General features: G+C 71.8%; 12 protein-coding genes. 7 read left to right on the top strand and 5 right to left on the bottom strand.

Going from position 1 to position 12,140, the window contains the following annotated elements; genetic code table 11:
* Position 1: 1 nt before the first annotated feature.
* Together K1J60_RS09290 and K1J60_RS09285 are read left to right on the top strand one after the other, a co-directional pair.
* The gene (locus K1J60_RS09290; RefSeq protein WP_220645779.1) at positions 2–916 is read left to right on the top strand and encodes a HipA family kinase; all 915 of its coding nucleotides are present in this window, start codon (positions 2–4) and stop codon (positions 914–916) included.
* Positions 913–1,209: a SelT/SelW/SelH family protein gene (locus K1J60_RS09285; protein ID WP_220645778.1), complete on the top strand. Its 297-nt coding sequence runs from the start codon at positions 913–915 to the stop codon at positions 1,207–1,209. Before K1J60_RS09290 ends, K1J60_RS09285 begins: the two co-directional genes overlap by 4 nt.
* A gap of 10 nt (positions 1,210–1,219) precedes the next feature.
* Here the strand turns inward: K1J60_RS09285 and aceB are convergent, their stop codons facing one another.
* Complete coding sequence (gene aceB, locus K1J60_RS09280) at positions 1,220–2,854, bottom strand: malate synthase A (protein WP_220645777.1); 1,635 nt, start codon at positions 2,852–2,854, stop codon at positions 1,220–1,222.
* Positions 2,855–3,041: 187 nt separating this feature from the next.
* Positions 3,042–3,683, bottom strand: a complete 642-nt coding sequence (locus K1J60_RS09275; protein WP_259407643.1) for a nucleotidyltransferase family protein — start codon at positions 3,681–3,683, stop codon at positions 3,042–3,044.
* A 237-nt stretch (positions 3,684–3,920) separates the two neighbouring features.
* On the opposite strand from K1J60_RS09275, the gene K1J60_RS09270 reads away from it, so the two are divergent.
* Entirely contained in the window at positions 3,921–4,235 is a 315-nt protein-coding gene (locus K1J60_RS09270; RefSeq protein ID WP_045556476.1) for a DUF5955 family protein, read from the top strand.
* Between the two features lie 156 nt (positions 4,236–4,391).
* Here K1J60_RS09270 and K1J60_RS09265 read toward each other — a convergent pair whose 3' ends face one another.
* On the bottom strand, positions 4,392–5,195 hold the full coding sequence (locus K1J60_RS09265; protein WP_220645775.1) for an IclR family transcriptional regulator: 804 nt from the start codon (positions 5,193–5,195) through the stop codon (positions 4,392–4,394).
* 273 nt (positions 5,196–5,468) lie between these two features.
* Between K1J60_RS09265 and allB the strand changes: the two genes are divergently transcribed.
* Positions 5,469–6,806 carry an allantoinase AllB gene (gene allB, locus K1J60_RS09260; RefSeq protein ID WP_220645774.1) on the top strand — a complete coding sequence of 446 codons (1,338 nt, stop codon included), beginning with the start codon at positions 5,469–5,471 and terminating at the stop codon, positions 6,804–6,806.
* A 50-nt stretch (positions 6,807–6,856) separates the two neighbouring features.
* On the top strand, positions 6,857–8,014 hold the full coding sequence (alc, locus tag K1J60_RS09255) for an allantoicase (RefSeq protein ID WP_220645773.1): 1,158 nt from the start codon (positions 6,857–6,859) through the stop codon (positions 8,012–8,014).
* Positions 8,015–8,276: 262 nt separating this feature from the next.
* On the opposite strand, the gene K1J60_RS09250 is transcribed toward alc, so the two are convergent.
* A complete protein-coding gene (locus K1J60_RS09250) occupies positions 8,277–8,480 on the bottom strand; it encodes a hypothetical protein (RefSeq protein WP_220645772.1) in 204 nt (67 codons plus the stop codon).
* Positions 8,481–8,659: 179 nt separating this feature from the next.
* Here K1J60_RS09250 and K1J60_RS09245 point away from each other — a divergent pair, with 179 nt between their 5' ends.
* Both K1J60_RS09245 and K1J60_RS09240 read left to right on the top strand, forming a co-directional pair.
* Complete coding sequence (locus K1J60_RS09245; RefSeq protein WP_259407642.1) at positions 8,660–9,913, top strand: sensor histidine kinase; 1,254 nt, start codon at positions 8,660–8,662, stop codon at positions 9,911–9,913.
* Between the two features lie 250 nt (positions 9,914–10,163).
* A complete protein-coding gene (locus tag K1J60_RS09240) occupies positions 10,164–11,009 on the top strand; it encodes a hypothetical protein (protein WP_220645770.1) in 846 nt (281 codons plus the stop codon).
* A gap of 19 nt (positions 11,010–11,028) precedes the next feature.
* On the opposite strand, the gene K1J60_RS09235 is transcribed toward K1J60_RS09240, so the two are convergent.
* Positions 11,029–12,057 carry an aldo/keto reductase gene (locus K1J60_RS09235; RefSeq protein ID WP_220645769.1) on the bottom strand — a complete coding sequence of 343 codons (1,029 nt, stop codon included), beginning with the start codon at positions 12,055–12,057 and terminating at the stop codon, positions 11,029–11,031.
* Between the last annotated feature and the right edge of the window lie 83 nt (positions 12,058–12,140).

Below are 12,140 nucleotides of genomic sequence, written 5' to 3'. Positions count from 1 at the left end.
GATGTTGAGAGAGGTCACCGCGACCCGCTATGTCGCCCCCCTGCGGGCCGGCGGCTCTGTCCCCGGTGTCGTCGAGGCCGATGACCTGGGCACCTACGTCGTCAAGTTCACCGGCTCGGCGCAGGGCCGCAAGGCGTTGGTCGCCGAGGTGATCGTCGGGGAGCTGGCGCGGGCGCTCGGCCTGCGCTTCCCGGAGCTGGTCCTCGCGCACTTCGACCCGGCGATCGCCGAAAGCGAGCCGCACCAGGAGGTGCGGGAACTGCACGCCGCGAGCGCCGGCCTCAACCTCGGCATGGACTATCTGCCGGGCGCCGCCGACTTCACCCCGGACGTCGCGAACGAGTTCCCCGTCGACCCGCTCGAAGCCGGGCGGATCATCTGGCTCGACGCCCTCACGGTCAACGTCGACCGCACCGTGCACAGTTCGAACCTCATGATCTGGCCCACGTTCGGCATCGCGCCCCCGCGCCTCTGGCTGATCGACCACGGCGCGGCCCTCGTCTTCCACCACCGATGGGACGCCTCGGACCCGACGAAGGCGTACGACTTCCGTCACCACGCCCTCGGCCACTACGCCCCCGACGTGCGCGCGGCCGATGCCGAGCTCGCGCCGAAGGTGACCGAGGACCTGCTGCGGCGGATCGTCGCGGAGGTCCCGGACGGCTGGCTGCCCGTCGAGGACGGCTTCACCTCGCCCGACGAGGTCCGCGACGCCTATGTGCGCTACCTCCACGCGCGCGTGCGCGCCTCCGCCGCCTGGCTCCCCACCGACTTCCCCACCCGGGAGGAACTCGCCGCCGAGGAGGTCCTCCGCGCGGCGAAGACACAACGAGGCCGACCGAACTGGCTGAAACGGGTCCCCGACCTGCACGGCAAACCGGCGGCGGAACAGGATTGGTCGGTGCACCTGGGATGACGCAGACACAGCGTGTCGAGATCGAGTACTGCACCCAGTGCCGTTGGCTGCCCCGTGCCGCGTGGCTGGCCCAGGAGCTGCTGACGACCTTCGAGACCGAACTGACCGAGCTGTCCCTCAAACCCGGCAAGGGTGGCGTCTTCGTCGTCCGCGTCAACGACGAGGTCGTCTGGGACCGCCGTGACCAGGGCTTTCCCGAGCCCACCGCCGTCAAGCAGGCCGTACGCGACCGAGTGGCCCCGGGACGGTCCCTGGGCCACTCGGACAGCTCGCACAAGGCGGGGCCGGAGTAGGCCGGCCGGGTCAGCCCTTGAGCTGCTCGTACGCCGGCAGGGTGAGGAAGTCGACGTAGTCCTCGTCGAGGGCGACCTCCAACAGGAGGTCGTGGGCCTGCTGCCAGTGACCGGCGGCGAAAGCCTCCTCGCCCAACTCCGCCCGCAGGTTGGCGAGTTCCTGGGCGGCGACCTCGCGGGCCAGCTCCGGGGTCGCCTTCACCGTGTCTCCGTCGTGCTCGAACTCGACACCCGCGTTGATCCACTGCCAGATCTGGGAGCGGGAGATCTCGGCGGTGGCCGCGTCCTCCATCAGGTTGAAGATGGCGACGGCGCCGAGACCCCGCAGCCAGGCCTCGATGTAACGGATGCCGACCTGGACGGCGTTGACGAGTCCGGCGTACGTCGGCCTGGCGTCGAGGGAGTCGACGGCGATCAGATCGGCGGCCTTGACGTCGACGTCCTCGCGGAGGCGGTCCTTCTGGTTCGGCTTGTCGCCGAGGACGGCGTCGAAGGAGGCCATGGCGATCGGGACCAGGTCGGGGTGGGCCACCCAGGAGCCGTCGAAGCCGTCGTTCGCCTCGCGGTCCTTGTCGGCCTTGACCTTCTCGAACGCGACCTTGTTGACTTCCTCGTCGCGCCGTGACGGGATGAACGCGGCCATGCCGCCGATCGCGTGCGCGCCGCGCTTGTGGCAGGTGCGGACGAGGAGTTCGGTGTACGCCCGCATGAACGGGGCGGTCATCGTCACCGCGTTGCGGTCCGGGAGGACGAACTTGGCCCCGCCGTCACGGAAGTTCTTCACGATGGAGAAGAGATAGTCCCAGCGGCCCGCGTTCAGCCCCGACGCGTGGTCGCGGAGTTCGTAGAGGATCTCCTCCATCTCGTACGCGGCCGTGATCGTCTCGATGAGGACGGTGGCGCGGACGGTGCCCTGCGGGATGCCGACGTGGTCCTGCGCGAAGACGAACACCTCGTTCCAGAGGCGGGCCTCCAGGTGCGACTCCGTCTTCGGGAGGTAGAAGTACGGGCCCTTGCCGAGGTCCAGCAGCCGCTGGGCGTTGTGGAAGAAGTACAGGCCGAAGTCGACCAGCGCGCCGGGCACCGCGGTGCCGTCGGCGTCCACGAGATGGCGCTCGTCGAGGTGCCAGCCGCGCGGGCGCATGACGACCGTCGCCAGCTCCTCGTTCGGGCGCAGCGCGTAGGACTTGCCGGTGCGCTCGTCGGTGAAGTCGATGTTCCGCGTGTAGGCGTCGGCCATGTTCACCTGGCCGAGGACCACGTTCTCCCAGGTGGGCGCCGAGGCGTCCTCGAAGTCCGCGAGCCAGATCCTCGCCCCCGAGTTCAGCGCGTTGATCGTCATCTTGCGGTCGGTGGGGCCGGTGATCTCGACACGGCGGTCGTCCAGGGCGGCCGGGGAGGGGGCCACCTTCCAGGAGTCGTCGGCGCGGATCGCGGCGGTCTCCGGGAGGAAGTCGAGCGTGGAGGTACGGGCGATCTCGGCGCGCCGCTCCGCGCGGCGGGCCAGCAGCTCGTCACGCCGGGGGGTGAACCGGCGGTGCAGCTCCGCCACGAAGGCGAGGGCCGCGGGGGTGAGGACCTCGTCCTGACGGGGCAGGGGCTCGGCGTCGACGATGGCCAGCGGGGACGGCGCTGGTGCGGACATGAGCTGTCACTTCCTTCAGCGGGCGTGGCACCGGGTGTCAGTCGACCCGGGTCGGGCTGTGGTCGCCCCTGGATGAGTAGGGCGCTTCTGGGCAGTGGATACTAGTTTCCTCATGGTGGAAGTTCAATGTTTTGTTGATGTCGAGATTCTCCGCATCGAGGCAGGGTGGCGCTGAGTGTCACCCCGTTCACTCAAGGTGGACCAGGTCGGCCTCGGTGTCGATGTCGTAGGGCCGCGCCACGTCCCCGCACTCGACGAGCGTGATCGTGTCGTCGTGCGCCCGCAGATAGGCGCGCGCGCCTCGGTCGCCGGTGGCGGTCGCGGCGATGCCGGGCCAGTGGTCGGCGCCGAACAGGACGGGATGGCCCCGCACACCGTCGTACGCGGCCGCCGCGAGCGATCCGGTCGATCGGTGGGCGGCGAGGACCCGGGCCACCGCCTCCGGCCCGATGCCCGGCTGGTCCACCAGCGACACCAGGGCGGCTTTCGCGCCCGTCCCCGTCAGTGAGTCCAGTCCGGCCCGCAGCGACGAGCCCATGCCCTCGGCCCAGTCCGGGTTGTCGACCAGGACGCAGTCGGCCAGTTCGGCGCGGGCGCGTACGGTCGCGGACTCGGCGCCGAGGACCACGTGGATCCGCGTGCAGCCGGCCGCCCGCAGTACGCCGACCGCGTGTTCGACCAGGGGGCGGCCGCGGTGGCTGAGCAGGGCTTTGGGGCGGCCGCCGAGGCGCCGTCCGCCGCCGGCGGCCAGCAGCAGTCCTGCGACCTCGCTCGCGTCGGGCGGATGGGCCGCGTCAGGCGTCTTCTTCCGGGGCTGGTGGTGCGTCATGTCCCCCTGCATACCCGACCGGGCGGGGTGTCCCGTGCAGCCCCACGGGCCGGGTGACGTCTTTGCGATGCCCGGGGACTGAATTTCGGTCCCCGTGGTGGCGCTCGCCACACTGATTGGCGTTTACTGGCCCGCGCCACCCCACGGCGCCCGACCGACGCCATGGGGTGGACGGCCGTGCCCGGGGCGCGCGGCCACGACTCGTGCACAAGGGCGTGGGCGAGGGGGGAGAGGGCTGTGTTGCGGAGCTTGGGGCAGAGGCCAGTGACCGGCAGTGACGAGGATCCGAGAGTGGCGGAGCTGAGCTCGGCCGTGTCCCGGCTGCGTCGTGAACTGGCCGCGCATCCCGCGGAGTTCCCCGACCGGGGCATAGCGGAGGACGAGCTGGCCGCGCTCGCGGCGATGGCCGTCACCGGGATGCCGGAGGTGCCGCGGTTGCGGCGGTCGCTGTTGCTGATCGCGGGTTCGATCGGGTCCGTGAGCGCGCTGGCGAAAGGGCTGGCGGACGTCCGTACGGCGGTCGAATTGTTCGGGGAGCCCCCGAGGCGCTGAAGGAATCGGCCGACCCGCGGGTGTGATTCACCCGAGGTGATTCGCCGGGGGTGGTTCATCGGTCGTCCATGGGGTCGCGACCCCGAGAGGCGCGACCCCGTGAATTCCGCCTTGCGTCGCCCCGAGTTCCCCGATTTCGCGCGTTCGTCCGGTGCGTCAGCCGCCCGTGCCCGAACTCGCGAGGGCCTCCGACAGTTCCACCGCCACCTGCTGCAGCACCGGCACGATCCGCTCGGTCGCCGCCTCGGTGACGCGCCCGGCCGGGCCGGAGATCGAAATGGCCGCGGCGGTGGGGGAGTTGGGGACGGAGACGGCGAGGCAGCGGACGCCGATCTCCTGCTCGTTGTCGTCGACGGCGTACCCGAGGCGGCGGACGTCCGCCAGGGCGCTCAGGAAGCCCTCGGGTGTGGTGATCGTCTTGTCCGTGGCGGCCGGCATGCCCGTACGGGCCAGCAGCGCGCGCACCTCGTCGGCCGGGAAGTCGGCGAGGAGCGCCTTGCCGACGCCGGTGGAGTGGGGGAGTACGCGGCGGCCCACCTCGGTGAACATCCGCATCGAGTGCTTGGACGGCACCTGGGCGACGTAGACGATCTCGTCGCCGTCCAGCAGGGCCATGTTCGCCGTCTCGCCGGTCTCCTCGACGAGCCGCGCGAGGTACGGTCGCGCCCAGGTGCCGAGCAGTCGGGACGCGGACTCGCCGAGGCGGATCAGGCGCGGGCCGAGGGCGTAGCGCCGGTTGGACTGCTGGCGTACGTAGCCGCAGACGACCAGCGTCCGCATCAGCCGGTGGATGGTCGGCAGGGGCAGTCCGCTGCTCACGGACAGCTCGCTGAGGCCCACCTCGCCGCCGGCGTCCGCCATCCGCTCCAGCAGGTCGAAGGCGCGCTCGAGGGACTGGACACCACCGGAGGACGACTTGGCGGAGTCGGTCGTGTGGGCGCTGGCGCTGGACGTCGGCACGGGCGCGGTCCTTTCGAGATGGCGGGCGAGGTCGCAGCCTACCGGGCGGTTCGTTGACTACTCGCTCGTACGTCACTAAGTTCTGCTGATCGGAATAATAATTCCGTCTTATGGAAACATCCAGTATGGGCGCACCGGAGGCAGAGTGGAGGGTGTGCTCTTGACGGAGCGGTAGGAGGGGTGAAAACTCCTTCAACAGAACGTTGAATTCCGTTACGTGGAAGTAAATACCGTTACGCGGAAGTGAAGAGCGGTACGGCGAGAGGGGTCCCGGTGTCCGAGGCTGAACTGGTGTTGCGCTCGACGCGCGTCATCACCCCCGACGGATCGCGCCCCGCCGCGGTCGCCGTCGCCGACGGCAGGATCACGGCCGTACTCCCGTACGACGCCGCCGTACCGTCCGGCGCGCGTCTGGAGGACCTCGGCGACGACGTCCTGCTGCCCGGCCTCGTCGACACCCACGTCCACGTGAACGACCCCGGGCGCACCCACTGGGAGGGCTTCTGGACCGCCACCCGCGCGGCGGCGGCCGGAGGCATCACCACCCTCGTCGACATGCCCCTCAACTCCCTCCCGCCGACCACCACGGTCGACCACCTCCGCACGAAGCGCGAGGTCGCAGCCGACAAGGCCCACGTCGACGTCGGGTTCTGGGGCGGCGCCCTGCCCGACAACGTCAAGGACCTGCGGCCGCTGCACGACAGCGGGGTCTTCGGCTTCAAGGCGTTCCTGTCGCCGTCCGGTGTCGACGAGTTCCCGCACCTCGACCAGGACGGCCTCGCCCGCTCCCTCGCCGAGATCGCGGGCTTCGGCGGACTGCTGATCGTGCACGCCGAGGACCCCCACCACCTCGACGCGGCTCCCCAGCGGGGCGGCCCCAGGTACGCCGACTTCCTCGCCTCCCGCCCGCGTGACGCCGAGGACACCGCCATCGCGGCCCTCGTGGCCCAGGCCCGGCGGCTCGACGCGCGTGTCCACGTGCTCCACCTCTCCTCCAGCGACGCCCTCCCACTGATCGCCGAGGCCAAGCGGGAGGGCGTGCGGATCACCGTCGAGACCTGCCCGCACTACCTCACCCTCACCGCCGAGGAAGTCCCGGACGGGGCGAGCGAGTTCAAGTGCTGCCCGCCCATCCGGGAGTCCGCCAACCAGGACCTCCTGTGGCAGGCCCTCGCGGACGGCACGATCGACTGTGTGGTCACCGACCACTCCCCTTCGACCGCCGACCTCAAGACCGACGACTTCGCCACCGCCTGGGGCGGCATCTCCGGCCTGCAACTGAGCCTCGCGGCCGTCTGGACGGAGGCCCGCAGGCGCGGCCACGGCCTGGAGGACGTGGTCCGCTGGATGTCCACCCGCACGGCGGCCCTCGTCGGGCTGGACCGGAAGGGGGCCATCGAGCCGGGCCGCGACGCCGACTTCGCCGTCCTCGCCCCCGACGAGACCTTCACCGTCGACCCGGCCGCACTCCAGCACCGCAACCACGTCACCGCGTACGCGGGGAAGACCCTGTACGGCGTGGTCCGGTCCACCTGGCTGCGCGGCCGACGCATCGTCGCGGACGGCGAGTTCACCGCACCGAAGGGACAACTCCTCACCCGCATCCCCTGATCACCGCGCACCCGCGGCGGCCCGACAACCGAAAGGCAGACCTGATCATCGTGACGGCGCAGCACCACTTCCCGCCCGCCCGCTTCACCGGCGACGCGAAGCCCTACGTCGGCGGCGACCCGTACGCGGACTACCGCACCGCCGACTTCCCCTTCACCCAGTACGCCGACCTCGCCGACCGCAGGCTCGGCGCCGGTGTGATCGCCGCCAACGACGAGTTCTTCGCCCACCGTGAGAATTTGCTGGTGCCCGAGCGCGCCGAGTTCGACCCCGAGCACTTCGGGCACAAGGGCAAGGTCATGGACGGCTGGGAGACACGCCGCCGCCGGGGTGCCTCGGCCGACCACCCCTGGCCGACGGCCGAGGACCACGACTGGGCGCTGATCCGCCTCGGCGCGCCCGGCGTGATCCGGGGGATCGTCGTCGACACGGCCCACTTCCGCGGCAACTACCCGCAGGCGGTGTCCGTCGAGGGCGCCTGCGTGGCCGGTTCCCCGTCGCCGGAGGACCTGCTCGCCGACGACGTGAAGTGGACGACGCTCGTCCCGCGCACCCCGGTCGGCGGCCACGCCGCCAACGGCTTCGCCGTCTCCGTCGAGCAGCGCTTCACCCACCTCCGCCTGAACCAGCACCCCGACGGCGGTGTCGCCCGCCTCCGGGTGCACGGCGAGGTCGTGCCGGACCCGGCCTGGCTCGCCGCTCTCGGCACCTTCGACGTGGTCGCCCTGGAGAACGGCGGCCGGGCCGAGGACGCCTCCAACCTCTTCTACTCGCCGGCCACCAACACCATCCAGCCCGGCCGCGCCCGGGTGATGCACGAGTGCTGGGAGACACGGCGCCGCCGCGACCAGGGCAACGACTGGATCCGCTACCGCCTCGCCGCCCAGTGCGAGATCCGCGCCCTGGAGATCGACACGGCGTACCTCAAGGGCAACGCGGCCGGCTGGGCCACGGTCTCGGTGAAGGACGCGAAGGACGGAGGGGACGGAGGGGACGGAGAGGACGGCGGGTGGACGGAAGTCCTCCCCCGCACCCGCCTCCAGCCCGACACCAACCACCGCTTCGTCCTCACGGCCCCGGTCGTGGCCACCCACGCGCGCGTCGACATCTACCCCGACGGCGGCATCTCCCGCCTCCGCCTCTTCGGCTCCCTGACGGAACAGGGCAGCCTCGACTTGTCGACCCGCCACCAGGAACTGGGCGGCTAGCCAGGGTTCTCCAGAGGCGCGGGGAACCGCGCGAGAGGCCCCGACGCTCCGTCAGGTACGTATCCACGCGAGCCACCCCCTCACCCCCCGGACAACCGCCGGGCCTGAGGGGCGCCCCTCAGGGCGGAGAAGAAGCTGAAGAAGGCCCAGCGCGAGCTGTCCCGCAAACGGAAGGATCCAGGAACCGGGCCAAGGCCCGCCGCAAGGTCGCCCGCGCGCACGCCGAGGCGGGTGCCGGCCGTTCTGGACGCTCCCGGGACGGTCAGCCGGACCTACGGCTCTCCGCCGCCGCGAACAGGGCGATCGCCAGCACGATCAGCGCGATGCTCACATAGATCTCGTAGCCGTCCAGGGCGCTCCACCGCTGCGTCACCCCCCACTTCAGCTTGCCGGTGAGTTCGTACACCAGACCGCCGGTGCCCTGCACCAGGGCGATGAACCCGAGAAACTCCAACAGTTGCTTCATGGTGAGGATCCTCGCCGGGTGGTCCTCCCGCGTTCATCGGCCGCGGGGCGAGGGCCGTGCGACGGGAGTACCGATCCGTCGCGCGGCGGGCAGCCGAAGGTCGACGGCGCCACGACTTTGGTCGCGATCCCCGCCGGAGGGGAGGTGGCGGCGGCCGGCTCTGCATAGATTTGTCGACCGTGAGTGCTGACAAGCAGGTACCGGAGCCCCCGACCTTCCCGGGGCGGAGCTGGCTCCTGCCGTCGGCCCTCCTCGACTCCGACGACGCCCCAGGCAATGGCCGCCCCGGACGGCCGCCCCGGCGCACCGCACGGGACTGGGCCGTCGACTTCACCTGCTTCCTGCTGGCCGTGTTCATCGGCCTCCTGGGCGTGGACACCGTCAGGAACGAGCCCGACCTGCCGCAGTCCCTCGCCGTCGTCGACCAGGTGCTGGGCGCGCTCGCCTGCGCCGCCGTCTGGCTGCGCAGACGCCGGCCGGTCGGCCTCGCCGTGGCGATGGTCCCCGTCTGCTTCGTGTCGACCACCGCGGGCGGCGCCGGCCTGGTCGCCTTCTTCACCCTCACCGTGCACCGGCCCTTCCGCTACGTGGCCTGGATCGGCGGCGCGTCCCTCCTGCTGACCCCACTGTTCTTCTGGCTGCGCCCCGACCCCGACATCGCCTACCCCTGGGCGCTCTTCGCCGCCGTGCTCCTCACCGCCGCGACCGTCGGCTGGGGCATGTTCGTGCGCTCCAAACGGCAGCTCATGCTGAGCTTCCGCGACCGCGCCCGACGCGCCGAGACCGAGGCGGCACTCCGCGCCGAACAGGCGCAACGGCTCGCCCGGGAGGCCATCGCGCGCGAGATGCACGACGTCCTGGCGCATCGCCTGACGCTGCTGAGCGTGCACGCGGGCGCACTGGAGTTCCGGCCCGACGCACCACGGGCCGAGATCGTCCGCGCGGCGGGCGTCATCCGGGAGAGCGCCCACGAGGCGCTGCAGGACCTGCGGGAGATCATCGGGGTACTCCGGGCGGGCGAGCCCGAGGACGCGGGGCGCCCCCAGCCGACCCTGGCGGCGCTCGACACCCTCGTCTCCGAGTGCCGGGAGGCCGGGATGAAGGTCGTCCTCGACCAGCACGTCACCGACCGCGCCGCCGTCCCCACCTCCGTCGGCCGCACCACCTACCGCATCGCCCAGGAGTGCCTGACCAACGCTCGCAAGCACGCCCCCGGCGCCGAGGTCACCGTCACCGTCACGGGCGCCCCGGGCGACGGACTCACCGTCTGCGTACGCAATCCCGCGCCCCCGGGAGAGGTCCCGCCGGTACCCGGCTCCGGCCAGGGCCTCATCGGCCTCACCGAACGCGCCGCGCTGGCCGGGGGCCGCCTGGACCACGGCTCCGAGGAGGGCGGCGGGTTCGCGGTGCGGGCCTGGCTGCCCTGGGACTGACCCCGGGCACCGTCTTCGACCGGAACACCGTTATCGGCGTGCGCCACGCCATCTCGTCCCCCATGATGGCCAGTTGAAGCACGCCTGGTGCGTCTCGGGAGGGGACAGCGCAGTGAGTTTCGGGGGACGCGATCCGTATCAGCCACCCTGGCCGCCCCCGGACGGAGGACCGTACCCGCCGCCTCCCCCTCACGTCCCGCCGTATTCCCCCTACGGGCCACCGCCCCCCTATGTCCCGCCGCCCACCCTCGTGCGGCGGATGCGGGAGGACGAATGGCCGCCGCTCAGGGAGTTCCTCAGCGGGCTCCGGCTGCACGGCTGCCTCTGGGCGATGGCCGCGATGTGCGCGTGGCCGATGGTGGTCGGTCTGCTCGTGGGCTACCCACTGGCCCGCTCGGCCCGCCGCCCGGCCCGGCGGATCTTCCCCTCCCGCTCCCGCCACCGCCCCCTGGACGACGACGTGACGCGGGTACAGCGCAGGCGCGCCTGGACGGCCACCCTCATGTCGGTGCTGATCCTGGCGGTGTACGGCAAGCCCGAGGACGTCGACCAGGCGCAGCAGCAGTTCATGATGCGGCTGACCGTCACCCCCTGGCTGCTGCTCCTGAGCGCGCCGGTGGTCGTCGCGGCCCTGTTCCGCTGGTCGTCGCCGGACGCGCGCCGGGCCATGCGCGCCCCCCTGCGCACCTCCGGGAAATCGGCCCTGTGGTACGTCGGCGCCTTCACGGCGGTCCCGCTCCTCGGCGGGGCGGTCTACTACACACGCACCCATCTGGAGAGGGACATGAGCCTGTGGGCGCCCCTCGCCCTGCTCGTCCCCCTGCTCTGGGTGCTGCTCTTCATCGTCTTCGCCACCGGGCCCGCCGTACGCAGCGCCTTCAACACCGTCGATGTGCACCCCGCGCTCCCCGCGCTGCTCACCGGCGCCCTGGTGTGGGAGTTCTCCGCCATCAACCTGGCCGTCGGCGGACTGCCGCCCGGCCCGCCCCTGGTCCAGTTCGCCGCCCTCATCGGCGGACCGGCCTCGGTGACAGCCGTCGCCTGGTGGGAGATACGCCGGCTGCGCGTCCGCCACGGCGTACGACTGCGCGCCTGACGGACGGCCCCGGCCCGGGTCAGGCCGTCCGCGGCACCACGCGCTGCCCCACCGACCCGTACACCCACGCCGACGCCTCGTCGATGAAGTCCCCGGGGAAGCCCAGGCGGAAGTCGGTGGTCTCCTCCAGCCGGACCAGGATCTCCTCCGGGAGGACCAGCCGGGCGGCGCCCAGGTTGTCCATCAGCTGTTCGACGCGGCGGGCGCCCAGCACGGGGTGCACGGCGGGGGAGTGGGCCATGGTCCAGGCGATCGCCACCTGGGCCGGGGTGGCGCCGAGTTCGTCCGCGGCGCTCTGCACGGCCTCCGCCACCGCGCGCTCGCGCGCGCCGATCGCCTCCGCGGACAGCCGGGTCGCGGTGCCCGGCGCCACCCCGCCCGGGCGGGTGTACTTGCCCGACAGCACGCCGTTCTGCAGCGGGCTCCACGCCGCGACCGACATGCCGAACGCCTCCGCCATCGGCAGCAGCTCCCGCTCGATGTCCCGGTTGAGCAGGCTGTACGGCACCTGCAGCGCCGACAGCGGCGACCAACCGCGCCATTCGGCCAGGGTGTTGGCGCGCGCCACCACCCACGCCGGGGCGTCCGAGATGCCGACGTACAGCACCTTCCCGGACCGTACGGCGTCGTCGAGGGCGCGCATCGTCTCCTCGACCGGGGTGTTGCGGTCCCAGATGTGCACCCAGTAGAGGTCGATGTAGTCCGTCCCGAGGCGCCGCAGACTCGTCTCCAGCGACAGCGCGAGGTTCTTGCGGTGGTTGCCCGCGGCGTTGGGGTCGGCACCGTCCCGGGACACGGTGTACTTGGTGGACAGCACGAACCGGTCGCGCCGCCCCTTGAGCAGCTCGCCGACGATCCGTTCGCTCTCCCCGCCCCGGTAGTTGACCGCCGTGTCGATCACATTGCCGCCGGCCTCCGCGTACACGTCGAGGATCCGCGCGCACTCCTGCGCGGGCGCCCCCACCCCGCCCTGCTCCCCGAACGTCATGGCGCCCAGGAACAGCTCGGAGACACGCAGCCCCGTGCGGCCCAGGAGTCGGTAACGCACCCGAAACCTCCGTCAGTTGAATGCCGTACCGGCCGACACTAACGGGTCGGCCGCGGCGCCGCGGCGGTCCGGGCGAAGCGCCC

This window comes from Streptomyces akebiae, assembly GCF_019599145.1.
Lineage (GTDB): Bacteria > Actinomycetota > Actinomycetes > Streptomycetales > Streptomycetaceae > Streptomyces > Streptomyces akebiae.
The sequence above is the reverse complement of the archived record's forward strand: the minus strand, read 5'-3'. Positions and strand labels throughout refer to the sequence as shown.

Coding starts and splice junctions, on each gene's coding strand:
- K1J60_RS09290 (WP_220645779.1), top strand. CDS start 2: ATGTTGAGAGAGGTCACCGCGACCCGCTATGTCGCCCCCCTGCGGGCC.
- K1J60_RS09250 (WP_220645772.1), bottom strand. CDS start 8,480: ATGAAGCAACTGTTGGAGTTTCTCGGGTTCATCGCCCTGGTGCAGGGC.
- aceB (WP_220645777.1), bottom strand. CDS start 2,854: ATGTCCGCACCAGCGCCGTCCCCGCTGGCCATCGTCGACGCCGAGCCC.
- K1J60_RS09285 (WP_220645778.1), top strand. CDS start 913: ATGACGCAGACACAGCGTGTCGAGATCGAGTACTGCACCCAGTGCCGT.
- K1J60_RS09275 (WP_259407643.1), bottom strand. CDS start 3,683: ATGACGCACCACCAGCCCCGGAAGAAGACGCCTGACGCGGCCCATCCG.